Annotated in this window: 18 protein-coding genes; 12 read left to right on the forward strand and 6 right to left on the reverse strand. The window is 43.4% G+C overall.

Going from position 1 to position 23,093, the window contains the following annotated elements:
* Positions 1 to 4: 4 nt before the first annotated feature.
* The 4 genes from U5J89_RS09665 to U5J89_RS09680 all read right to left on the reverse strand — a co-directional run bounded on the left by U5J89_RS09665 (position 5) and on the right by U5J89_RS09680 (position 3,372).
* A complete protein-coding gene (locus U5J89_RS09665) occupies positions 5 to 433 on the reverse strand; it encodes an energy transducer TonB (protein ID WP_322575417.1) in 429 nt (142 codons plus the stop codon).
* On the reverse strand, positions 426 to 1,844 hold the full coding sequence (locus U5J89_RS09670) for an NAD(P)(+) transhydrogenase (Re/Si-specific) subunit beta (protein WP_322575418.1): 1,419 nt from the start codon (positions 1,842 to 1,844) through the stop codon (positions 426 to 428). The genes U5J89_RS09665 and U5J89_RS09670 overlap by 8 nt, the downstream gene beginning before the upstream one ends.
* Complete coding sequence (locus tag U5J89_RS09675) at positions 1,837 to 2,130, reverse strand: NAD(P) transhydrogenase subunit alpha (RefSeq protein ID WP_322575419.1); 294 nt, start codon at positions 2,128 to 2,130, stop codon at positions 1,837 to 1,839. The genes U5J89_RS09670 and U5J89_RS09675 overlap by 8 nt, the downstream gene beginning before the upstream one ends.
* Positions 2,131 to 2,244: 114 nt before the next feature.
* Positions 2,245 to 3,372: a Re/Si-specific NAD(P)(+) transhydrogenase subunit alpha gene (locus U5J89_RS09680; RefSeq protein ID WP_322575420.1), complete on the reverse strand. Its 1,128-nt coding sequence runs from the start codon at positions 3,370 to 3,372 to the stop codon at positions 2,245 to 2,247.
* A gap of 216 nt (positions 3,373 to 3,588) precedes the next feature.
* On the opposite strand from U5J89_RS09680, the gene trxB reads away from it, so the two are divergent.
* The gene (trxB, locus tag U5J89_RS09685) at positions 3,589 to 4,569 is read left to right on the forward strand and encodes a thioredoxin-disulfide reductase (RefSeq protein WP_322575421.1); all 981 of its coding nucleotides are present in this window, start codon (positions 3,589 to 3,591) and stop codon (positions 4,567 to 4,569) included.
* Between the two features lie 52 nt (positions 4,570 to 4,621).
* Here trxB and U5J89_RS09690 read toward each other — a convergent pair whose 3' ends face one another.
* The gene (locus tag U5J89_RS09690) at positions 4,622 to 5,059 is read right to left on the reverse strand and encodes a DUF4342 domain-containing protein (protein WP_322575422.1); all 438 of its coding nucleotides are present in this window, start codon (positions 5,057 to 5,059) and stop codon (positions 4,622 to 4,624) included.
* A 109-nt stretch (positions 5,060 to 5,168) separates the two neighbouring features.
* Here U5J89_RS09690 and U5J89_RS09695 point away from each other — a divergent pair, with 109 nt between their 5' ends.
* From U5J89_RS09695 to U5J89_RS09745, 11 genes are all read left to right on the forward strand, one after another.
* On the forward strand, positions 5,169 to 6,710 hold the full coding sequence (locus tag U5J89_RS09695) for a YifB family Mg chelatase-like AAA ATPase (RefSeq protein WP_322575423.1): 1,542 nt from the start codon (positions 5,169 to 5,171) through the stop codon (positions 6,708 to 6,710).
* A 148-nt stretch (positions 6,711 to 6,858) separates the two neighbouring features.
* Positions 6,859 to 7,329: a TonB-dependent receptor gene (locus U5J89_RS09700; RefSeq protein ID WP_322575424.1), complete on the forward strand. Its 471-nt coding sequence runs from the start codon at positions 6,859 to 6,861 to the stop codon at positions 7,327 to 7,329.
* 525 nt (positions 7,330 to 7,854) lie between these two features.
* Positions 7,855 to 11,094 (forward strand): SusC/RagA family TonB-linked outer membrane protein, encoded by a 3,240-nt coding sequence (locus U5J89_RS09705; protein WP_322575425.1) that lies wholly within the window; start codon positions 7,855 to 7,857, stop codon positions 11,092 to 11,094.
* Between the two features lie 11 nt (positions 11,095 to 11,105).
* The gene (locus U5J89_RS09710) at positions 11,106 to 12,644 is read left to right on the forward strand and encodes a SusD/RagB family nutrient-binding outer membrane lipoprotein (protein ID WP_322575426.1); all 1,539 of its coding nucleotides are present in this window, start codon (positions 11,106 to 11,108) and stop codon (positions 12,642 to 12,644) included.
* Positions 12,645 to 13,016: 372 nt separating this feature from the next.
* Positions 13,017 to 15,452, forward strand: a complete 2,436-nt coding sequence (priA, locus tag U5J89_RS09715; RefSeq protein WP_322575427.1) for a replication restart helicase PriA — start codon at positions 13,017 to 13,019, stop codon at positions 15,450 to 15,452.
* Between the two features lie 148 nt (positions 15,453 to 15,600).
* Positions 15,601 to 17,559 (forward strand): CBS domain-containing protein, encoded by a 1,959-nt coding sequence (locus tag U5J89_RS09720; RefSeq protein WP_322575428.1) that lies wholly within the window; start codon positions 15,601 to 15,603, stop codon positions 17,557 to 17,559.
* Complete coding sequence (locus U5J89_RS09725; RefSeq protein ID WP_322575429.1) at positions 17,537 to 18,490, forward strand: succinylglutamate desuccinylase/aspartoacylase domain-containing protein; 954 nt, start codon at positions 17,537 to 17,539, stop codon at positions 18,488 to 18,490. The genes U5J89_RS09720 and U5J89_RS09725 overlap by 23 nt, the downstream gene beginning before the upstream one ends.
* 75 nt (positions 18,491 to 18,565) lie before the next feature.
* Positions 18,566 to 19,432, forward strand: a complete 867-nt coding sequence (scpB, locus tag U5J89_RS09730; protein ID WP_322575430.1) for an SMC-Scp complex subunit ScpB — start codon at positions 18,566 to 18,568, stop codon at positions 19,430 to 19,432.
* Entirely contained in the window at positions 19,404 to 20,210 is an 807-nt protein-coding gene (locus U5J89_RS09735) for a pseudouridine synthase (protein ID WP_322575431.1), read from the forward strand. Before scpB ends, U5J89_RS09735 begins: the two co-directional genes overlap by 29 nt.
* Positions 20,211 to 20,267: 57 nt before the next feature.
* Positions 20,268 to 21,143, forward strand: coding sequence for an alpha/beta hydrolase family protein (locus U5J89_RS09740; protein WP_322575432.1), 876 nt, complete (start codon positions 20,268 to 20,270; stop codon positions 21,141 to 21,143).
* A 32-nt stretch (positions 21,144 to 21,175) separates the two neighbouring features.
* On the forward strand, positions 21,176 to 22,336 hold the full coding sequence (locus tag U5J89_RS09745) for a hypothetical protein (protein WP_322575433.1): 1,161 nt from the start codon (positions 21,176 to 21,178) through the stop codon (positions 22,334 to 22,336).
* 65 nt (positions 22,337 to 22,401) lie between these two features.
* On the opposite strand, the gene U5J89_RS09750 is transcribed toward U5J89_RS09745, so the two are convergent.
* A complete protein-coding gene (locus U5J89_RS09750) occupies positions 22,402 to 23,073 on the reverse strand; it encodes a DUF4412 domain-containing protein (RefSeq protein ID WP_322575434.1) in 672 nt (223 codons plus the stop codon).
* Between the last annotated feature and the right edge of the window lie 20 nt (positions 23,074 to 23,093).

Genomic DNA, 23,093 nt, shown 5'->3' on the forward strand with positions numbered 1-23,093 from the left:
TTTCTTATTTTTTAGCCATCTTAAAGTGAAAAGGTAAGCTTAACCATGTGTTAACCGGTTGGGAGTCTATTTTCCCCGGAGTGAATTTTGTTCCTTTAACAAGGCGAAGAGCCTCTTTTGAGAGCATTGGATGAGGAGAGTATTTAATATAATGCCCAATTCCATTTCCATCTTTGGTAACCAAAAAGTTAACAATAACTTTTCCTTTAATTCCTCTATCCCTGGCTCCTTGAGGATATTCCATTTTCGACAATAAATATTTGTAGCCACCTACCGGCTTAGGTTTCGAATCCACTTCAGCTACGGAATAGGTTTCGAGAGAATCAACAGAGACAGTGTTGTTTCGGGGAATCTGATAGCTTGAACCGCAGCCCCCAATCCAAATACCGATAGCCAGTAATAGTACAAGCAGCGAGATACTTTTATTATACATCGTCCAATGATTTTGCCAAAGACTGCAAGGTTTCTTTCGCATCCCCGAAAAACATTTGGTTCGTTTCTTTATAAAATAGCGGATTGTCAATGCCGGCAAAACCAGGACTCAAACTTCGCTTAAAGATAATCGTTCGATCGGCCTCATCTACATTCATGATAGGCATGCCATAAATGGGGCTGCCTGGTTCCGTTTTTGCAACAGGATTTACCACGTCATTGGCTCCAATAATGAGCACCACATCCGTTGACTTAAATTCAGGATTGATCTGTTCCATATCATAAAGCTGATCATAGGGTACGTCGGCCTCAGCTAAAAGCACATTCATGTGGCCCGGCATGCGTCCCGCTACGGGATGAATCCCATATTTTACCTCTACGCCTTTTTTCTCAAGCTTGTCGGCGACTTCTTTAAGGACGTGCTGGGCCTGAGCAACGGCCAATCCATAGCCGGGGACGATGACTACACGATCAGAATAGGCGCATTGCAGGGCTACATCATCGGGGGTTGTTTCGCGGACTGTTTGGTCGGTATCTGCTGCCGGACCACTTCCCGAACCTCCATCTCCACCGAAAGCGCCAAATAGGACATTGCCGAGCGAGCGATTCATGGCTTTACACATAATGTTTGTGAGGATGAGTCCCGCGGCCCCCACAAGTGCACCACTGATAATGAGCAGGTTGTTGTTAATAACAAATCCAGCCATCGAAGCGGCAATACCTGAGTAGGAGTTTAACAGTGATATTACAACCGGCATATCAGCACCGCCGATAGGAATTACTGTCAAGATTCCGAGCAGGAGAGCGATCCCAAATAAGAGCCAGAATATGAGCTGGCTTGTGGGATCATAAGTGAGCCAGCCGACCAGTCCCAAGGTGCCAATGGTTAATAATCCGTTAAAAATATTGTGACCCGGAAAAGTAATGGGATTACCGCTGATGAATCCCTTGAGTTTTCCAAAAGCAATAAAGCTACCGGTAAAAGTGATAGAGCCGATAAGGATACTGAGTCCGATTGTTACTAAATCCTGCGTTGCAATCGCAGAAGCTTCAAAGCGTGAAAATTCGCCCCAGGCAACCACCGCTGATGCACCGCCGCCGAAACCATTAAAAATAGCAACCATCTCGGGCATAGCGGTCATTTCTACTTTCTTGGCAGCAGTAGCTCCAATAGCTGCTCCTACTACGATACCCGCAATAATGTACTCATAAGTGATAATTTGCTGGTCAAATAACGTCACGACAACGCCAATAAACATACCCAGTGCAGCTAACTGATTTCCCGAACGGGCGGTTGCGGGAGAACCGAGTCGCTTTATCCCGATAATAAAAATACCGGTAGCTACCAGGTAAACCAGCTGGATCAGGTCAGGCAGGATCGATTGAATAGATGGCGGTAGAAAATCACTCATTGTTCTTATCTTTTTTCTTGAACATTTCCAGCATGCGGTCGGTCACCATAAATCCTCCCACGACATTGATGGTTGCAAAAACGATAGCCACAAATCCAATATACTGGGCGATTTGACTATCTATTTGTCCCGCGACAATGAGCGCGCCCAAAATGGTGATGCCCGAAATGGCGTTGGCACCCGACATCAGTGGGGTATGCAGCGTGGGGGGGACTTTAGAGATCAGTTCGAAGCCTATAAATGAGGCCAGTACAAATATAAATAAGTTAAAAATGAGTCCAGACATATTATTTGGTTACTATAATTTTATTGTCATCTCGACCAACGGGAGAGATCTTTGTTTTGGAAAATCTTAAGTGAACAAAGATTTCTCACTACGTTCGAAATGACTACTCCTTATTTAATTATCCTTTAGCATGGGGCTGATAATTTCGCCTTGGTGCGTTATGGTTGTGTTTAACGTTATTTCATCCTCAAAGTCGAATGTTGGTTTGCCCTCTTCATCAAGTAAATGATTCAGTAGCGACATCATATTTTTCGAATATAACTGGCTTGCGTGATAGGCCAGCTGGCTGGGAATATTTAGTGGTCCAATAATTTTTACTTCGTTGGCGATGGCAGTTTCTCCCGGTTCGGTGAGTTCACAGTTACCACCCTGTTCGGCAGCCAGATCTACAATAACTGCCCCAGCGTGCATATCTTCAACCATCTCCTTCGTTACTAAAAGCGGAGCGGGTTTTCCTGGAATGAGGGCCGTTGTTATGATTATATCAGATTTTTTGGCGTGCTCATGGATGACTTGCCGTTGACGTTCCTGTTCATCCTGGGCCAGTTCCTTGGCATAGCCGCCCTCGGTTTCAGATTCATCATCCAAGTCAGGGACTTCTACAAAAGTCGCTCCCAAACTTTCGACCTGTTCCTTTACCGCGGGACGAATATCAAAAGCTTCTACTTTAGCGCCTAATCGTTTTGTCGTGGCAATGGCTTGCAGCCCTGCTACTCCTGCACCGAGCACCAAAATTTTAGCCGGAGCCACCGTGCCCGCTGCCGTCATCATCATCGGCATATAGCGATCTAGTTCATTAGCCGCGATCAGTGCGGATTTATATCCGGCGATAGAACTCATCGAGGAAAGCGCGTCCATACTCTGGGCGCGTGAAATTCGTGGGATGGCGTCCATCCCCAATGCCGTGATATTATGTTCTTGCAAGTACGAAACCGTCTCCTCGTTTTGAAGTGCCCACAGAAAGCAGATCAGAATGCTTTTGGGCTTCATATGATCGAGATCTTCTTCTGGAGGTGTTTGGACGCTGATAAGAATATTGGCATCAGCAAAAAGTTTGGTGCGATCGGTAATAATTTCGGCACCCGCCGACTGGTAGGCATTGTCTAAATAGCTGGAAGCCCTACCGGCATTGGACTCAACCCAAACATCGTGGCCGTTTTCAACAAGCTTTGAAATTGTATCTGGAATAAGGGCCACCCGTTTCTCTCGTTCGACCGTTTCTTTTGGAATAGCTATAATCACAGTAGATACCCGAAAATTTTAGATTAAGGGGTAACTTATTGAAAAGTTAGAGTATTACAAATAGGTAATATGTAAGATTTGATAATTAAATCTCGTCTGATGTTAGTATTAATTGATGAATCCTATAAAGGAGATAGGAAATATCGACTCAATCATTACCACTTATTTTTGTACCTTTAAATGAAATTCAATAAGCCAAAATACTGAGAGTTATTCATGGAAGATATTGCAGGAAAAATATTTGATGTTGTTATCGTAGGAAGTGGTCCCGCAGGATTAACAGCTGCATTGTATGCAGCTCGAGCTGATTTAAATCCGATCGTTTTCGAAGGTCCCGAACCAGGTGGACAATTGATGCAGACGACTGATGTGGAGAATTATCCCGGATATCCTGAAGGGGTGATGGGGCCTCAAATGATGCAGGATTTTCGCGAACAGGCACAGCGTTTTGGTGCCGATACGCGTTACGGCATGGTTACAAATATTGAGTTTGATGAGCGCCCCTATAAGATGACCATTGATGAAGAGGTAGAAATAAAAGCCAAGGCTATTATTATATCTACGGGTGCTTCGGCCAAATGGCTGGGTCTTGATAGCGAACAAAAAATGCGTGGAAAAGGAGTTTCTGCCTGTGCCACCTGCGATGGAGCTTTCTTCCGTGATCAGCATGTAATTGTTGTGGGGGGTGGAGATACGGCCATGGAAGAAGCAACGTTCCTTACCAAGTTTGCCAGCAAAGTTACGGTACTACACAGGCGCCAGGAGCTTCGTGCTTCAAAGACTATGCAGCAGCGTGCATTTAATGATGATAAGATTGAATTTATGTGGGATACTGAGCTCAAAGAAGTGCACGGTGAAGATGCTGTTGATGGGGTAACTGTATTTAATAACGAAACTGGTGAAGAAACAACTCTTGATGATGTGAAAGGGGTATTTATTGCCATCGGCCACAAGCCCAATACTGATCTATTTAAGGGCGTTCTTGAGATGGATGATGTTGGTTACATCCAAACAAAAGGACAGTCAACTAAAACGGATATGCCCGGTATTTTTGCCAGTGGCGATGCTATGGACGCGGTATACCGTCAGGCCGTTACGGCAGCGGGTACCGGTTGTAAAGCCGCACTCGATGCCGAAAGCTATTTGGCCGAAATGAAAGTTTCCAAAGAAGCCGTAGCCGAAGAGCACTGGAAGTAATATTCAGTTGGCAGTTGGCGGGATGCAGGGACATCTGCCAACCGCTTACTGCCTACTCTTTGTCTTTCCCTACCGTTTTATCAGTCTTTTCTTCTGATTGAGATCCTTCGTCTTTATTGGATGTTTCGGTCTCTTCCTCGTCTCGGATTTCGATAAACTCGGCTTCTACCTCATACTCGTCATTACTTTCTTCGGTTTCCTCCTCGGGATAGCGCTCGACAATGATTTTGACGTCGTTCATAAACAGGGCAAACATCCCAATAGCCGAAACGATAGGAGCAATACTTGTCAAAACAGCTGCTCCGCCTACGCCCACGGTAAGTTGAGATTGAAATAACACCTTACCTTTCGAGTTTTTGATCATTACCCGCCGGGCGTTACCTTCCTTGATCAATTTTTTGACCTGATTGATTATTTCAGAAACAGTGCCTTGTATTTCTTCCGTAAATGTTTTTCGGGAGTTTGAAGTATTCATAATGTAAGTTTTCATCTTAATATTTGATGCTGATTACTGAAAATATAAATTCCTTTTGTAAGGAATCATTTGCTTCAAGGTCTTACTACGTTAAATAACTATAAATGATTCATCAGGAGATGTTATGTTATCACGTGTTTATTGTGCTTCTACCATTGGAGTTGATGCCCGCCTCATAGAAGTAGAAACAAATATGTCTACCGGCGTGCCCAAGTATTTTTTAGTGGGATTGCCGGATCGTGCCGTAAGCGAGTCCAGCGATCGTATTGAGGCAGCGTTAAAGAATTCAAATGCCGAATTTCCAAAGGGACGTATTACCGTTAATCTGGCACCGGCCGATCTACCCAAAGAAGGCAGTGCTTTTGATCTGCCTATTGCTGTGACGCTGTTAAATGTATCCGGACAAATTAAGACCGATAAACTTGAGGAGACGCTGATTTTAGGTGAACTAGCGCTCGACGGTAAATTGCGTCCTGTAAATGGGGTATTACCGATGGCCGTTCAAGCGCGTGAAAAGGGATTGGCAAATATGGTGGTTCCGGCATCAAATGGTCCCGAAGCCGCTGTAGTCGATGGAATTGATGTATATGCGTTTGAACATTTAACAGAGGTAATGGGCTGGTTACGTGATATGGATTCCTATCAGCCGTTGAATGTAGATGTGAAAAAGATGTTTCGGCGAAATGGGGAGGGAGAAATACTGGATTTTAGTGATGTGCGCGGACAGGAAAATGTTAAACGGGCATTGGAGGTTGCCGCGGCCGGAGGTCATAACGTAATTATGGTAGGTCCACCGGGATCAGGAAAGACCATGATGGCGCGACGGTTACCCACAATATTGCCGCCGTTAACCCTTGACGAAGCTTTGGAAACAACAAAAATTCATTCCGTAGCTGGATTATTGCCAACGGGAGAAGCCTTGGTAACACAGCGCCCGTTTCGTTCTCCGCATCACACGGTTTCTGATGTTGCCCTTGTTGGAGGAGGAAGTATTCCCATGCCGGGTGAAATCTCCATGGCTCACAATGGTGTTTTATTTTTGGATGAGCTGCCCGAATTTAAACGCAGTGCCTTGGAAGTGATGCGGCAACCGCTCGAAGATGGGTCCGTTAGTATATCGCGTGCGCGCATGAGCGTAAGCTATCCCAGTAGAATTATGTTGGTTGCTTCCATGAATCCCTCACCCACAGGTGACTGGTATGATCCTGCAGATCCCGGCGGGGCTTCGCCATCGCAAATGCAACGCTACCTGAGTAAAATAAGTGGCCCTATGCTCGATCGAATCGATCTTCATATTGAGGTGCAGAAAGTCAGTTATGATGAACTTTCAAGTAAAGCGAAGGGAGAGCCATCAAATGAAATCCGGAAAAGAGTTATTCGGGCGCGTGAGATACAAACCCAACGCTTTATGGGAATTGATGATGTCTATTGTAACGCGCAGATGAATACTAAAATGTCGCGAAAAATATGTGTGCTCGATGATGCAAGTAAGCAGATGCTGAAAAAAGCTATTACTTCGTTAGGGTTATCGGCCCGGGCATACGATCGTATCCTCAAAGTATCCAGAACGATTGCTGATCTTGAGCGATCAGAAAAAATTCGATCCAACCATATCGCTGAAGCTATCCAATATAGAAGTTTGGATCGGGAAGGCTGGCTGGGATAATTTATGAAGCATGTAAATGGTTATTAACAAAGTTATTAAAAAGATGCCTTTTGATGAGTGGTAAATAAATGTGACGAACCGTCTTTACTTGTTGATGATTAGTTTGTACCATTTTTAGTGGATAAATCTAAATCAAAAGAATAGCGTTATGGAATTTGTAAATAAAGGAATAAAATTACTTGTTGTGGCATCATTGTTAGTAATGGCAGGATGTGCAACCAGTAGTACGACAAGCCAAAGGAGTACGGCAGGAACCGAGGGCACTGATACGATGACATTAGAAGATCATCTTCGTCGTTTAAATGGTGTTCAAATTACCGGTAGTGGTAATTATGCTAAAGTCATGTTGCGTCCCAGAGGATTTTCGGGTGCCAGTCGCGGTGTCACTTCTTCAAGTAAAGGTGATCCTGGTTTTGGAGATAGTAATAAGCGCCAGCCGTTATTTGTTGTTGATGGTCAAAAGGTTGGGCGTAACTATCCTAACGTTGCCCAAATGTTTTCTGCGGGTGAGATAAAATCAGTCCGTTTATTACCTGAGTCAGAGGCGGCTCAGTATGGTAGTGAAGCTGGTCATGGAGTGATCGAAATTACTACAAAAGCTGCAAGTAATGATAATTAGAGAATAAATTTGGAAAATATTAGCACCGGGCTATAGATAGGCTCGGTGCTTTTTTTATTGCGTGGGTTTTTTCCTCAAAGATATGTAGGGAATATTGGTAAATTTCTTTTAGATAATAGAATTTAATTAAAGTTTTTATGTTTTAACTGCTATTAAAACATAAAAGAGGTTAAAAAAATGCCTTAGTAAGCTGCAGGCAGGGAAAATGCACTCTCTACAGTACGTTGATTTGAACATATTAAACATTTTTGTTAAAAATTATTGTCCATATTCTAAATAACTAATACGATAAAGATATCGGTATGGAAATAGCATAAGATATTGTTATACAAGCAGATAGGGGTATTTGTATGATATAGATATTATTATAACCCGCTAACGAGTGAGTGTTGTAAAATATTTTCTTCTTTGAACAATTTTATATATATAAAGGAGTGGTAAAAAAACCATTAAGAAAGTGTTAAGTTTAATTACTTGGCACTCTTTTACGATTTATTCTAATCATAACTAAAACAAATCAGGGCTATGGTAAAAAAACTACTATCTCTATTTACGTTATGCCTGATATTTTCCGCTACTGCCTTTGCGCAGTCAGGGACAATAACAGGCACAATAACCGACGAAAGTTCGGGTGAAACATTGCCTAGTGTAAACGTGTACATTGTGGAGTTGCAGCGGGGTGCCGCTACCAACGCACAAGGTGAGTTTACAATCGAAGGGGTTGAGTATGGTACATATACCGTGCGCGCCAGCTTCGTTGGGTATAACACATTCGAACAACAGGTTACAGTTGATCAGTCAACAGTCACACTCGATATTCCACTTTCCTCATCAATGCAACAGCTTGATGACGTTGTGGTAACAGCATATGGGGTGGAGCAAAGTATGAATGATCTCCCCTATTCTGCACAACAGGTAGACGGTGACATTGTTGCTGAAAGTCGAAGTGATAATTTTGCGGCATCTTTGAGTGGCCGAGTTTCCGGTCTTAAAGTAAGCCAGTCTAATGGTATGGGCGGTTCCACCAATATTGTAATGCGTGGTTATACGTCTATTTCCGGAAACAACCAGGTGTTATTTGTCGTTGACGGTGTGCCTTATGCAAACCAGGAATTCAATGATGCAAATACTGAGGCTGGTTTTGCCGGGTACGACTATGGAAATACCGGTGTTGACATTAATCCGGATAACATTGCTTCCGTAAACGTGTTGAAGGGACCTGCTGCGGCAGCGCTCTATGGTTCCCGTGCGTCTAACGGTGCGATTGTGATTGAAACGAAAGGTGGAAGAAAAGGGAGCCGAGCTACTCAGGTTACGTTCAACTCAAGTGCTTCTATCCAAACGATAAACAAAAGCACATTTGTTGATCACCAGATGCAGTATGGCGGTGGTTATTTTCCTTCATTCGGATCCATCGATATTGATGGGGATGGTACAGAAGAAACCATTGGTAACCCCTGGGATGATGGTTCTTACGGTCCCAAATTTGAAGGACAGTCAGTGTACCAATGGGATGCTTTTGTAGAAGGAGGGCCTAATTTCATGACAGCAACTCCCTGGGTTGCTCCTGAAAATACACCGATGGATTTCTTTAAAACGGGTACAGACTTTACAAATAGTATCCAGATCGATGGTGGTTTTGAAGGCGGATATTATAACATGGGTTATAACCAAACAAATACAACCGGTATTATTCCAAATGCAAAGCTTGATAAAAACAAGCTGAACTTTGCAGCTGGGTATGATGTAAGTGATAAACTTTCGGTCTCCGGTAAGATTCAATATTCCCAGACTTCGGGTCATGCACGACCGGCTCGTGGTTACAGTACCATGATGAGTTTATACCGCCAGTGGTGGAACACCTCTGTAGATATTGAAGACCAAAAACGTGCTTATTTCCGTAATCGTACTAATGAAACATGGAACTGGGCACAAGGAAATTTGGGTGGTTCACCAATTTATTGGAATAATCCATACTGGGATCGTTATGAAAACTTCTCTACTGATGAGCGTGATCGTTACTTCGGTAATGTGGAGGCAAACTATCAAGTTGTTGACTGGTTAAGCCTAACAGGCCGAATCAGTGTTGATAGTTATTCTCAGCTTATTGAAGAGCGTAACAACGTGAGTAGTATCGGGCATGGTACCGACTATGCAGGATACTATCGAATGTCAGAGAACTTTACCGAGTTCAACTACGACGTTCTTGCCAATTATAAAAAGCAGCTGAACGAAGATATTCGTGTTAGTGGTGTAGTTGGTATGAACTTGCGCCGTAATCATGAACAGGCTATTTCTGCTCAAACAAATGGTGGACTCGTAGTTCCCGGATTGTACTCACTGAGTAATTCTGTCAATTCCATTCAATATCCAAATGAAACAGACCAGCAATTGGGTGTTAATGGATATTTTGCCAGCTTGAACGTGAATTACGGTGGTTTCTTTACCGTAGAGGCTACGGGGCGACGCGATAAAGCTTCCTCTTTACCTGAGGGTGAAAATGTTTATTATTATCCATCTGTTTCTGCAGGCTTTACTTTTAGTGAATTTGTTGACGCAGACTGGTTGTCCTTCGGTAAAATTCGTGGTAGCTGGGCTCAGGTTGGTAATACAGCTCCTCCCTATAGTGTGACTGACACTTATTCACGTCCGTCAAACTTTGGATCAGCGGGGCTATATACGCTGCCATCTACTAAGAATAATCCGAACTTGAAACCAGAGCGTACTAAGAGTTGGGAAGTTGGTATTCAATTAGGTGTATTTAATGATCGTGCCACGTTGGATGTTAACTACTATGACATGAATACTGTTGACCAGATACTTGCTACTGAGGTATCACGATCTACCGGTTATTCTACTAAGTTTGTAAACGCCGGTAATGTAGAAAACCGAGGTTGGGAGGTATCCGCAACAGTACGTCCAATTTCAAGCCGTGATTTCACCTGGACAATGAATGTCAACTGGAGTAAAAACATCAACAAGGTTAAAGAACTTGCCCCAGGTATTTCAAATTATCAGCTTGCATCTCCACAAGGTGGTGTTTCTATTAGTGCTGCAGAAGGGCAACCATATGGTGCCATTCGTGGTACAGACTTCGTTAATCTCGATGGTGAATCCTGGAGTGAAAACGGTGGTAGAAAGCTGACAGAAGCCGGGTTTTATGCAGTAACATCATCTTCCAATAATATTATTGGAAATATGAATCCCGACTGGACGGGTGGTATTTCAAACCGTTTAAATTACCAGAACTTCTCACTCAACTTCTTGGTTGACGTGCGCTGGGGTGGAGATATTTTCTCACTTGACCAATACTACGGTCAGGGAACGGGTCTGTATCCAATTACTGCTGGAAACAATGATTTAGGCAATCCTAAACGTAACAGTCTTGCAAATGGCGGTGGAGTAATTCTCGACGGCTATAAGGCTGACGGAAGTAAAAATGATGTCCGTGCGTATGCTGATAATTATACGGGAGCTTACGGTTGGGTATCAAACCCTGCTGCGCAGTTCATTTATGACGGAAGTTATGTGAAGCTTCGTGAAGTTGGATTAACCTATAACTTGCCACAGAACTTGCTTGACAAGGTAGGACCTATTAAAGGTGCTTCTGTTTCGGCTATCGGCCGTAACTTGTGGATTATCCACAAAAACCTGCCTCATGCCGATCCTGAGCAGGGAATTGTTGCAGGTAACGTGCAAGGTTATCAAGGTGGTGCTTATCCATCCACACGTAATTTCACGTTTAACTTGAAACTTGAATTTTAGGATTGAATACCATGAGAAAACTATTATTACCTTTATTAGTATTTGCACTGGTACTCGGTTCGTGCAAGGATGATTTGACCAGCTTGAATGAAAATCCGAAAGGCGCAACTGATGTACCGGCAGACCCCTTGTTTTCCAACGCTCTCGTTAGTCTGGGAACGTTGAATACAAGTGTAGATTACAATATTAACATGTTTAAGTTCATGTCTCAGTATTGGGCCGCGACCACTTATGCTGATGAATCTCAGTATAATTTGTCGGGTCGTAGTATTCCTTCTAACTACTGGAGCGAAATCTATCGCGATGTCCTTAATGACTTGAAGGAATCTTCTGCCCTTGTTGCTGAAAATGAACTTATTCCTGATGCACAAAAAACGGTTATGCAGGCTCAAATCGAAGTAATGCAGGTCATGGCATACCATCAGCTCGTTACTGTATTTGGCGATATTCCTTATACAGAAGCTTTAGATGCTGATAATCCATCTCCTGCATACGATGATGATGCCACTATTTATTCAGATTTAATGAGCCGATTAAATGCGGCTATCAGTGATCTGAATTCGGGAAGCTCAGGCTTCTCTGCTGCTGCAGATGTTTATTACGATGGCAATGTTGGCGCTTGGGTTAAGTTTGCCAATTCGCTTAAAATGCGTATGGCAATTCAATTGTCCGATGCAAATGCAGGAGCAGCACAGACTGCAATTGAAGCTGCATCTCCCAATGCATTTCAATCAACTGGTGAACAGTTAGCACTTCAATTCCAATCTGCACAACCTCATACCAACCCCGTTTGGGAAGATGTGATCAGCACAGGTCGTAATGACTTTGTAGCTGCTAACACCCTAATCGAAATGATGAATAACAATGATGATCCTCGTCGTTGGATCCATTTTACTACGGTTGATACAACTTCAGATGGTACGGATAATCCAAGATTCCAAGGTGGACTTTATGGAGCATCTAACGGCTATGTTGACTTCTCCCATATTCAGGGTCCTTTAATTCAGCCAAGCTTTGAAGGAATCCTTCTGGGATACGATGAGGTTGAATTTATCCGGGCAGAAGCTGCAGCTCGCGGCTGGAATGTTTCCGGAACAGCTCAATCGCATTATAATGAAGCTATAACTGCTGATATGAATTATTGGAGTGAAGCTGCACAATCCGGTGGTATTTGGGAACAAGAACCCACTGCTGCACAGAAGGAGATTGATCAAGGTGAAATAACTACTTACTTGACTAACAATCCATATCCTGTTGCAGGATCTTTACCAGATCAGCTGAAAGCAATTGCTGAGCAAAAATGGGTTGGTCTTTACATGCAGGGACTACAAGCATGGACCGATTGGAGACGACTGGATCATCCGACATGGAACTTCGCCGAAAATCCCGGCGCAGATACCGAGGATGATATCCCAACTCGTTTCATATATCCAGTAGACGAGCAGAATCTGAACGAGTCTAACTGGGAAGCAGCAGCTTCTGCTATAGGCGGAGATGAAACAAGTACACTTCTCTTCTGGGATGCAGACTATGCAAGTTCTGTGAACTAGCAGTTAGAAAACTTAGCTTGTCGTTATACGATAAGTATATAATTAGAAGGGCTCCGAGCAATCGGAGCCCTTTTTTTATTTGTATTATGTATTGACTCACAGCCTCAGAATGAATATGCTTTGCAGCAGCTTTAATTTAAAGGAGCCTATGCAAAATCTTATTGTCATCGCGAATGTAATGTGGCGATCTCCTTTTAGGAACATTGATCAGGAGATTACTTCCCAGGCTCGCAATAACAATCTTCATATTTAGGGTTTTGCATAGGCTCCGAATAATGATTGTTTTACAGATGCTAATCCCGAGAGCATTCGGGAAAGCATGACATGGGTAGTTGTGCAAAGGTCTCTTAAAACTAATAATAGATAATCGACTTGTCTTTATACGCAGATATTGTATTTCCCACCGCTGTACGACGGCAGTTTACGTACAGCCTGCCTGAGGAGTATCGGGTCAATGCAGAAGTAGGTAAGCGCGTATGGGTACCCCTCCAAAAGCATAAAAAAATCGGGATTGTGGTTAAGATCCATAATGAACGCCCCGACTTTAATACCCGTCCGGTACAACAGGTGCTGGATGAAAAGCCGATTATTTCTGATGAATTGTTGAAGCTAACCGAATGGATTCATCGCTTTTATTACTGTGGATGGGGTGAGGTAATACAGGCTGCCCTGCCGGTCGGGCTAAATTTTTATGCCCAAAAATATCTGACCACAAAAGAGCGTGAGCTTCCCGATTATCTTAATGATGAGGAAACGGAAATCGTTAAAGAAATTCAACAGGACGAATCCTACCTGTTAGTAGAAGCCCAAAAAAGATGGTGTGATAAAATCATCGATAAGTTGGTAGGACAAAAACTGCTGGAAATTTGGGAACAGCCGGAAATGAAGATGGATCCAAGTACTGATAAATTGTGGCAATGGAAGAGTGAGAAAAGCAGAGGGGAAGCCAGGAAAATTGTGGAGGACCACAAAAAATCAGGTAAGAATTATAAATGGGTGCAAGCATTACAAACATTAACCGAATTGGATCTGCCTGAATTTCAAAAGGAGCTGACAGACTTTGAGTTATTGGAATATTATACGCTCAACAGAATTGCCGAAGAAGGGTTGTTAAAATATGATGAGGTGGAAACCACCAATTTGAGTATGAAGCTGGAGTATGATCCGGCACAACTAAATACCTTGAATGATGAGCAGCAAGCGGCTTTTAATGAGATTAAAAAATCAATTGATAAGGAGACCTTCGGCAGCTATTTGCTGTATGGTATAACGGGAAGCGGGAAAACAGAAGTTTATATTCATGCCTTAAAGAGAGTCTTGGAACAGGGAAAAGGGGGATTGGTTTTAGTTCCCGAGATTGGTCTAACGCCACAGATCGTAAAACGATTTCATCTGATATTTGGCGACGATATCGCAGTACTTCACAGCAGGCTCACCGATCGGGAGCGGTATGATGCATGGAGGGCACTGCAAAAAGGCGAAAAACGAATTGCTATAGGCGCTCGATCGGCGGTGTTTGCCCCGGTGCAGAATCTGGGACTTATCGTGGTGGATGAAGAGCACGATATGTCGTATAAGCAGGAAGATCCGGCCCCACGCTATAACGGTCGCGATGTAGCAATTATGCGAGCTCATATCAATGATATTCCGGTGGTTTTGGGATCTGCAACGCCAAGTATGGTTTCTCTGTTTGGCACAAAGAAGGGAAAAAGCGAATATCTGGAGCTTAATGAGCGACCTTTTGATGCGAAGCTTCCAGAAGTGAAGTTGCTTGATCTCAAACAATATCGATCCGCAATGAAAGGCCCGATTGCCATTCCTCTTTTTGAAGTGATCAAAGAAGCTATAGAAAAGGATGAACAAGCTATTCTGTTGTATAACAGAAGAGGTTTTGCATCATACCTGCAGTGTGCAACTTGCGGAGAAATACCCGAATGCCCGAATTGCTCGGTGAGTTTGACGTATCATAAATCAAAGAAGCAGTTGCGATGTCACTACTGTGGATATTCAGAACGTCAGCCACGACGGTGTAAAGAATGTGGAAATGACACAATAGAATCCAGGGGGAGCGGGACCCAACAGCTGGAGGAGCAAATTTCTGAGTTGTATCCCAATTCGGAAACGTTGCGCATGGATTTTGATACCACTTCGGGAAAGAATGCGCATTCAAAAATTTTAAAAGCATTTGGACGAAAGGAGGCAGATATATTGGTCGGTACTCAAATTGTGGGAAAGGGACTGGATTTCCCCGATGTGACGGTTGTGGGAGTGATTGATGCCGATACCGAGCTCGCTTTTCCTTCGTTCCGTTCTGGAGAACGCATGTATCAGCTGTTGAGCCAGGTAGCCGGGCGTTCGGGCAGGGCCGATAAGGAGGGGAGGGTGTTTTTTCAGACCTGGCAGCCCGATCATCCCGCCATACAGCAGGCAAAAAACCACGATTACAAATCATTTGCCCGGCAGGAGCTGGCCTATCGCAAAATGCTGCAGTATCCACCGTATTCGCGCATTATCAGGTTTGTATTTAAGGGAGAACAAGAAAGTCGCGTTCGGAAAGTAGCTGAAACTTTTACCGATTGTCTGACTGAGGTATTAGGCAGCTTCGATTCGGTATTGGGTCCCTCACCGGCGGCCATTGCCAAAATGCAGAATTTTTATCGATGGGAGAGCTTTATCAAAATAAATCCCAAGAATGGCGCTTCGGCCATTGAGCAAATGCTTGACAGAACGTTTGATCTGTTTGATGATCGAAAACCGAAAGGCGCCAGTTCAGTTCGTATTAATGTAAATGTGGATGCGCTAGAATAATTATCATTTGAAGTGTTTATTAAATTATGAGGAATAAATATTTGTTAGACAAGATGCATAAAAAAGTCAGGATAGAACGCTTGCATTCTGTTCAATAAATTCGATTATTACAACGCAAAGATACCTTTATAATTAAAATGAGGTGCCTATGGGCGAATCCCGGGTAAAATTGGCCGACAGTCAGGAAGAAGTACAGCGCTTTATGAAATATGTGTTGAAGGATCTTCGAGCGCTGGATCGTATGCTTAATGAGGGGGATTGGTTTGAAACTGATCCTATACGGATTGGAGCCGAGCAGGAGCTTTGTCTGGTTGATCAACAGGCTAAAGCCTGGCCGCATAATATGGAGGTTCTTGAAAAGTTGCAGGAGCATGAAGACGGCAACTTTACTACGGAATATGCAAAATTCAATCTCGAAATAAATATGGAGCCCCTGGAATTTAAGGGGGATTGTCTTTCGAGAATGGAGAAAAACCTCCAGGAGCAGATTAATAAAGTTCGAACGGCTACGGAAGATCTCGGAGGAGAGATTATATTAACAGGTATTTTGCCGACAATCCGCAAGGTTGATATTGACCTTAAAAATCAGACTCCCTTGCAACGTTACAGGGCACTTACGCAGGCCATTAATAAACTGCGCGGCAGTGATTATGATCTGCGTATCCAGGGTATGGATGAGTTACTAATGAAATTTGATTCGCCGCTGCTGGAGGCCTGCAATACGGGATTTCAGGTGCATTTGCAGGTTGGGCCCGATGATTTTGTTTCAAAATATAATGTTGCGCAGCTGGTGACGGCACCGGTGTTGGCGGCGACCGTGGGATCGCCCATCCTTTTTGGGAAACGGCTGTGGAATGAAACACGCATAGCGTTGTTTCAGCAGTCAGTGGATACCCGCACGGTGGGGGAGCACCTCCGCGAAAGCAGTCCACGTGTAACGTTTGGCAATGAATGGGTGAATAAGAGTGTTCTCGAAATTTTCCAGGAAGATACGGCTCGATACCGTGTGATGTTGAGCTCGGAAGTAACTGAGGATGTTGAAAAGTTACTGGATGAAGGTACGCCCCCCGCTTTGCATGCATTGCAAGTTCATAATGGTACTGTATATCGATGGAATCGTCCTTGCTATGGTATTACGGATGGAAAGGCACATCTGCGAATCGAGAACAGGGTTTTTCCGTCAGGACCGACGGTAACAGATGAGGTTGCCAATTCGGCGTTTTGGTTGGGATTGATGAATAAGATGGGAGATTACCATCCCAATATAGCTGATGAAATGGATTTTGATGACGCACGAATGAATTTTGTGACGGCTTCGAAAATGGGGCTCGATACGAAATTTCGATGGTTTGATAACCAGCGTATCAATGCAGTGGATTTGGTAACAGAAGAACTGCTGCCCATTGCCAGAGAAGGGTTGGAGGAAGCCGATATTAATGGAAGTGATATTACAGAATATCTGGATATTATTGAGCAGCGCGTAACGGCAGGGCAAACTCCATCGTACTGGATGTTAAATAATTATGCTTCGCTGATGAAGGAAAATGGGTCTAAGGAGCAGACGCTGGCTGCTATAACAACAGCGATGATCAAAAATCAGAAAAAAGGAGAGCCGGTACATAAATGGGGACGTGCCCGCATGGAGGATCTGGAGCACTGGAAGCCTTCAAGCTTAATTGTCGAAGAGTTTATGACGACCGATCTGTTTACGGTACAAAAAGATGATCTGGTGGAGTTTACGGCTAACTTGATTGATTGGCGGCGTATCCGGTATGTTCCGGTAGAGGATGACAAAAAACACCTTGTGGGTTTGGTGACCATGCGGATGGTGTTTAATGCCTATTCCAAGTCCGTCAATCATGATGAAAATGTTGTGGAGTCGGTTGAAGATATCATGATTGAGAATCCTATTACTATTCATCCGGAGGCTTCTATTATGGAGGCGATGGAAATTATGGATAGCCAGCAGATAGGGTGTCTGCCGGTAGTAAAAAATAACAGGCTCGTTGGAATTATTACCGAGCATAATTATATGAGAATAGCACGACGTTTATTGAAAGTATTACATTTGAATAATGAGGAGAATGAGGAATCCGACGAAAAGTAATAGTGCAGCAGAAACGAAAGACGATCGGATATTAGGAGTTGTTGAAGGAGATCCCGGTGGTCCTACTGTAGTGGTGGTAACAGGGCTGCATGGCAATGAGCCTGTCGGCGTAGATGCGGCCAGGAATTTATACGAGATGTTAAAAGATGTTCGTCCGCAGATTAATGGGCGACTGATTATTCTCCGCGCTAATTTACCGGCGCTTGAGCACAATGTCCGGTATCTTGACGAGGATATGAATCGCCTGTGGTTTCCCTCAATCATTGAAAAGGTTCGTAATACTCCTGAAGCTCGCATTAAATCGAATGAGCGCAGGCAGATGAAACAGCTGCTTCCCATTCTGGATGATATTGAAGAGCGTAGTGATACTCCGGTTGTTTTGGCGGATGTTCATACGTTTTCTGCTGAAGGAAGCATGTTTACCATTACAAGCTCTGATCCTCGTCAACGCGAGCTATTATCCAACTTGTATGTGCCCATGGTTTATGGAATTGAGAAATCGCTGCAGGGTACGGCGCTGGGATATTATCAGAATCAGGGATTTATCTCTTTTGGATTGGAGGGCGGCCAGCATGAAAATAATCTCACAGAATATAATATAACGGCTTCGCTTTTGCTTTTGCTGTATGCTGTGGGATCTATCGAAAAACAGTATGTGGAAAAAATAAAGGATTTTGAAAGACACATGAAGGAGCATACAAAAAACCTGCCTGTGGAAACAGAGTTGGTATATCAGCATATTATTGAGGCCGGCGATGGATTTGCTATGCGACCCGGATACGCAAATTTTCAGCCTATAAAAGAAGGGGAGTGGCTGGCTAATGACAATAAAGGAAAAATTATCGCACAAACGGACGGTTATATTTTGATGCCCCTGTATCAGAGACAGGGTAACGACGGCTTTTTTATCATTAAAGAGAATGAAGGGTAAAAAATTTGTTATTTTAGGCCCTTTGTGAAATCAGCCGTAATCTAAAGAAGAGTTTTTCCTATAAGGGGAACAGTTATGCAAGACTATCAATTTGTTGACGGTACACGCCTGTCTTCGGTAATTGAAGCATTAATTTTTGCCAGTCCGGAGCCTATTTCGGAAGAAAAAATTTGTGAGACCATTGCTAAAGGTGAGGAAAATTTAGGATTGGAAGTTGATGCTATAGAACCTTTTGTGGAAAAGCTGAATCAGCGTTACGAAGAAAACGGATTGGCATTTAATATTGAGCACGTGGCCGGGGGTTATACTTTTTCAACCAAGAAGCGTTTTGAGCCCTGGCTCAGTATTTTCCAACACGAGAGTGCTTACCGCAAGCTATCGCAGTCGGCCATTGAAACGCTTGCTATTGTGGCATACAAACAGCCGGTTACAAAGCCCGAAGTGGATGATATTCGCGGCGTGGATTCTGGTTATATGTTGCGTCAGCTCTTGGAGAAAGTGCTTATTGAAGTCTCAGGTCGTTTGGATGCGCCGGGCAAGCCGCTTTTGTATCGCACGACCAAACACTTTTTAAAGCATTTTGGCATTAACTCTATTGATGAGCTTCCGAAACCGCGCGAAATTAATGAGATTCTCAAAGATGATGATATGGCCGAGCATCGTCAGTTTTTATTTGATCGTCAGCTGGAGCTTAAAGAACTGCAGGAGACAGCGGAAGATGAGGACGCCACGGAAACCGCGATGTCACTGATTGAGGCCGTTGAAAAAATTGATGAGGAGGAAGTGCCTGATTTGGATGAGTATACTGCGGATGTGTTACAGCTTGATGATGAGGAGGAAGAAAATGATGAGGACGACGAGACAAAGAATGAATTGGAAAATGAATCGGATAATACCCAGAAAAATTTAGAGGATGAGTCGACGAAGAAAGAAGAGGAATAATCGAGGAAAAATTGAAGAACCTGACCACCAGGTTGACCAGAATTATAGTGAAGACGAGGAGATTCGTCTGAACAAATATATTGCACACTGTGGATTCACCTCCCGGCGAAAAGCAGATGATTATATCGCAGCCGGAAAGGTGAAAGTGAACGATGAAGTTGTTACCCAGATGGGAGTTAAGGTTCAGCGAACCGACAAGGTTGAGGTAGAGGGACAGGTTTTAAGCCTCGAAAAGTTTGTATATATCCTCCTGAATAAACCGAAGGATACCATCACCACAACCGATGATCCCCGCAACCGTGATACGGTAATGGACAAGATTGAGAATGCGACGGGCAAGCGCGTTTATCCCGTGGGTCGTCTTGATCGCCATACCATGGGGTTGTTGATCTTAACCAACGACGGGGATCTGGCGAATAGACTGATGCATCCCAGCTACGAAGTGCGAAAAACATATGAAGTGGAAACCGAGCGGGACCTCAAGGGTGATGAGTTACAAGAGTTGTCTGAGGGCATTGAGCTTGAAGACGGTACAGCACAAGCGTATAACATTGCCCGGACACCGGATGGTTTTGTGCTCTCAATTTTTGAAGGACGAAATCGTCTTGTTCGCCGAATGGTGGAATATTTTGGCACTCAGGTGACGAAGCTAAAACGTATAGAATATGCCGGACTTACACTTAGAGATGTAAAAATGGGTCGCTGGCGTTACCTTAAAAAAAGTGAGATCAACGGCCTGCGTAAGCTAGTTAAACTCGATCCGCTCGATTTTGATTAATTAAAATAATTGCCAGGATGAAGTATCATTTAAAACAAAAATTTTACAAACCATTCAATGAAGGATATAGAAGTCAAAAAGATTGAAGGTTCTGTACCATCTACTGAAAATATTCCCATCTATTATGATTTGTACTATCCGGCAGATAGTGGACAGGAGAATTTGCCTGTAATATTATTTCTGCATGGATTCAAGGGATTCAAGGACTGGGGCGCCTTTCCGGATGGCTGCCGTGAGCTAAGCAAGAGCGGTTTTGCTGTTTTGGCAATAAACTTTTCGTTGAATGGAGTGGGTGAAAGCATGACTGAATTTGATCAGTTGGATCTGTTTGCCCGCGAAACGTTGAGCCAGGATTTAGAGGATGTGGGGACGGTTATTAAGGCGTTGAAAGACAAAAGCATTACAGGCCAAGGTGTTTCTTTGGATGTAAATACAATTGGCGTCTTGGGGCATTCTCGCGGTGGACATACCGCCGTGGCCGCTGCAGCCGAATATCCCGAAATAAAATGTTTGGTCACGTGGTCGGCGGTAGCCGATTACAATGCCCGTTGGAGTGATGATATGATTAATGATTGGGAAGAAAAGGGTGTCACTGAAATTAAAAATGGACGGACCGGTCAAATGATGCCGGTTAAAGATGTGGTCTATAAAGATGCCATGGAAAATGCCGATCTCCTGATGGCAGTAAAGCGCGTCCAGGAATTAAATATCCCGGCCCTTTTTGTTCACTCTAAAGGTGATGAGGCAGTACCCTATAGTGAGGCAGAAAAGTTATATGAGCATTGCAATGCTGAGGACAAGAAAATAGAGTTAATCCCAGATTCGGGCCATACCTTTGATACAGCCCATCCATTTGAGGATGAGGAATTCCCTAAAGCTTTTGCAAACGTTTTGAGTATCACGAGTAACTGGTTTCAATCACATTTAAAATAAGTTGGGATTGGATTAGTTATTACAATAAAAAAGTGAAAACCATCCGCTACTTATTTCTTCTATTCTTTGTATTTACTGTTGCTCATCCGGCAAAAGCGCAAGTCCCCGAACTGATTAATAACCAGAGTTTTAGAACGGATGCAAAGGCCGCTGTGGATTCGGTGTACAATTTGAATTTTGAAGGGGCCGAGGAGCAACTGGCCGCATGGAAAGATAAATATCCGGATCATCCCCTGTGGACTCTTTTTGAAGGTATGCAGCTGTGGTGGACGGTGTTGACTGATCTTCATGATCGCTCTCACGACGAGCAATTTTTTAAGATGATGAAAAAAACTGATTATCGAGCGGGTAAGTTGCTTCATCGACATCCAAAACATGTAGACGGACTGTTGATTCGAGCAATTAGTAACGGATATATGGCTCGTCACTATGCAAATCGTGAAGATTGGATAACCAGTATAAATTATGGTCGCAAGGCGATACAAGCTTATAATTATCTTCTTGATATTCAGCCGGAGCTAAATGACTTAAAACTTGCAGAGGGGTTGAAACTCTATTATCTGGATTATATCCCTGATGAATATCCCGTGGTAAAAACGGTTAGCTGGGCACTGCCTGATGGCGATAAGCAAAAAGGGTTGGAAGCCATAGAGGAAGCATCAGAAAACGCGATTTTTGCGAGAGCAGAAGCCACTTATTTTCTGGGAAACATTCATTACAACTATGAAAATAATTTTGGAGTGGCCGTCCGAAATTTTGAAAAGCTGCATCATCAATATCCGAATAACAGTTATTATGTTCGAATTTTGGTGAAAAGCTATTACAAACAATCTCGTTTTGATGAAGCCTTAGAATTTATTGAAAGCAATTTGGAGAGGTGGAAGCAGAAAAATCTTCCAGATCCGAAAGTGGTGCAAGAGGAGTTGCTGACATGGAAGGGACGCATTTTGGAAAAGAGGGGAAGAACTGACGAAGCTATTGATTGTTATACCAGGGCTTTTACATTGGGGGATGAGCTGCCGGATACGGGAAATCGCTCCTTTTATGTTGTTTCAGGATATTTGGCTGGGAAATTGTTAGCTAAAAATGGGAATAGGGCTAAAGCCAAGGACATATTAAATAATGTGATAGAAGCGGAGGCCGAAAAAGAATATCGCCGACAGGCAGAAGAGTTACTTGCTGAGATAAAGTGATTAGTAAAAAAGCGACACCTTTATTCAAAGTGTCGCTTACATAAAGTGGAAAACATTTTAGAAATCTAATTCCGATTTTGCATTCCCTTCATCATGCCGCTCATATTATTATACCCTTCTGGCACCTTGAAGAGATCATCAGAAAGTGACTTCTCTACAATTTTTGTGGCCTTCATCTGAACGGTGCGTTTCCCGTTTTTGATTTCCACAATTTCAAGGGGCATAGCTTCTTCTTCTGCAAACTTTTGAGCCCAGGCCGGTGCGTTACGTTTTTGCATTTGATTTTGAGGCATCATAAAAGTACCCATGCCCTTTGCCATGCAGGTTTCGAAGGTGCCATCTTCCGATTTCATTCTCCAAACTTCGCACGTTTTTCCTGCAATCGTCTTGGTTTCACCGGTCTTTGTCATGGTTGGCTCAGATGTTGTATCCTTTTCGGTATTGCCGAAATCATTACTAAGATCCATTTCTATATAACCGTTCATCTGCTCAATAATCATCACCATTTTAGATTCTCCCGGGAGCATGAGCATTGCATTTTTTTGGCCCTGGTGGTTTATCTCCATACGACCTTTATTACCTTTAACCATATAAGGCATTTCGCCCATACCCTGTTTGGCTAAATCGGCCATTTCAAAATAAATAACGCCTTCAAAATCTTGAGCAGTAGTGGTGGTTGGCATCCCGATGAAACAGATAATTGATAGTGTTAATACGAACAGTGATAATTTCTTCATAACGTTAGCGCCTCTGTTTA

Source organism: Fodinibius sp., from assembly GCF_034521915.1.
Taxonomy (GTDB): domain Bacteria; phylum Bacteroidota; class Rhodothermia; order Balneolales; family Balneolaceae; genus Fodinibius.

What these genes read in the sequence shown, in the direction of transcription:
- U5J89_RS09665 (WP_322575417.1), bottom strand. Translation starts at nt 433, where the DNA reads ATGTATAATAAAAGTATCTCGCTGCTTGTACTATTACTGGCTATCGGT.
- U5J89_RS09670 (WP_322575418.1), bottom strand. Translation starts at nt 1,844, where the DNA reads ATGAGTGATTTTCTACCGCCATCTATTCAATCGATCCTGCCTGACCTG.
- U5J89_RS09675 (WP_322575419.1), bottom strand. Translation starts at nt 2,130, where the DNA reads ATGTCTGGACTCATTTTTAACTTATTTATATTTGTACTGGCCTCATTT.
- trxB (WP_322575421.1), top strand. Translation starts at nt 3,589, where the DNA reads ATGGAAGATATTGCAGGAAAAATATTTGATGTTGTTATCGTAGGAAGT.
- U5J89_RS09690 (WP_322575422.1), bottom strand. Translation starts at nt 5,059, where the DNA reads ATGAAAACTTACATTATGAATACTTCAAACTCCCGAAAAACATTTACG.
- U5J89_RS09695 (WP_322575423.1), top strand. Translation starts at nt 5,169, where the DNA reads ATGTTATCACGTGTTTATTGTGCTTCTACCATTGGAGTTGATGCCCGC.
- U5J89_RS09700 (WP_322575424.1), top strand. Translation starts at nt 6,859, where the DNA reads ATGGAATTTGTAAATAAAGGAATAAAATTACTTGTTGTGGCATCATTG.
- U5J89_RS09705 (WP_322575425.1), top strand. Translation starts at nt 7,855, where the DNA reads ATGGTAAAAAAACTACTATCTCTATTTACGTTATGCCTGATATTTTCC.
- U5J89_RS09710 (WP_322575426.1), top strand. Translation starts at nt 11,106, where the DNA reads ATGAGAAAACTATTATTACCTTTATTAGTATTTGCACTGGTACTCGGT.
- U5J89_RS09720 (WP_322575428.1), top strand. Translation starts at nt 15,601, where the DNA reads ATGGGCGAATCCCGGGTAAAATTGGCCGACAGTCAGGAAGAAGTACAG.
- U5J89_RS09725 (WP_322575429.1), top strand. Translation starts at nt 17,537, where the DNA reads ATGAGGAATCCGACGAAAAGTAATAGTGCAGCAGAAACGAAAGACGAT.
- scpB (WP_322575430.1), top strand. Translation starts at nt 18,566, where the DNA reads ATGCAAGACTATCAATTTGTTGACGGTACACGCCTGTCTTCGGTAATT.
- U5J89_RS09735 (WP_322575431.1), top strand. Translation starts at nt 19,404, where the DNA reads ATGAGTCGACGAAGAAAGAAGAGGAATAATCGAGGAAAAATTGAAGAA.
- U5J89_RS09740 (WP_322575432.1), top strand. Translation starts at nt 20,268, where the DNA reads ATGAAGGATATAGAAGTCAAAAAGATTGAAGGTTCTGTACCATCTACT.
- U5J89_RS09750 (WP_322575434.1), bottom strand. Translation starts at nt 23,073, where the DNA reads ATGAAGAAATTATCACTGTTCGTATTAACACTATCAATTATCTGTTTC.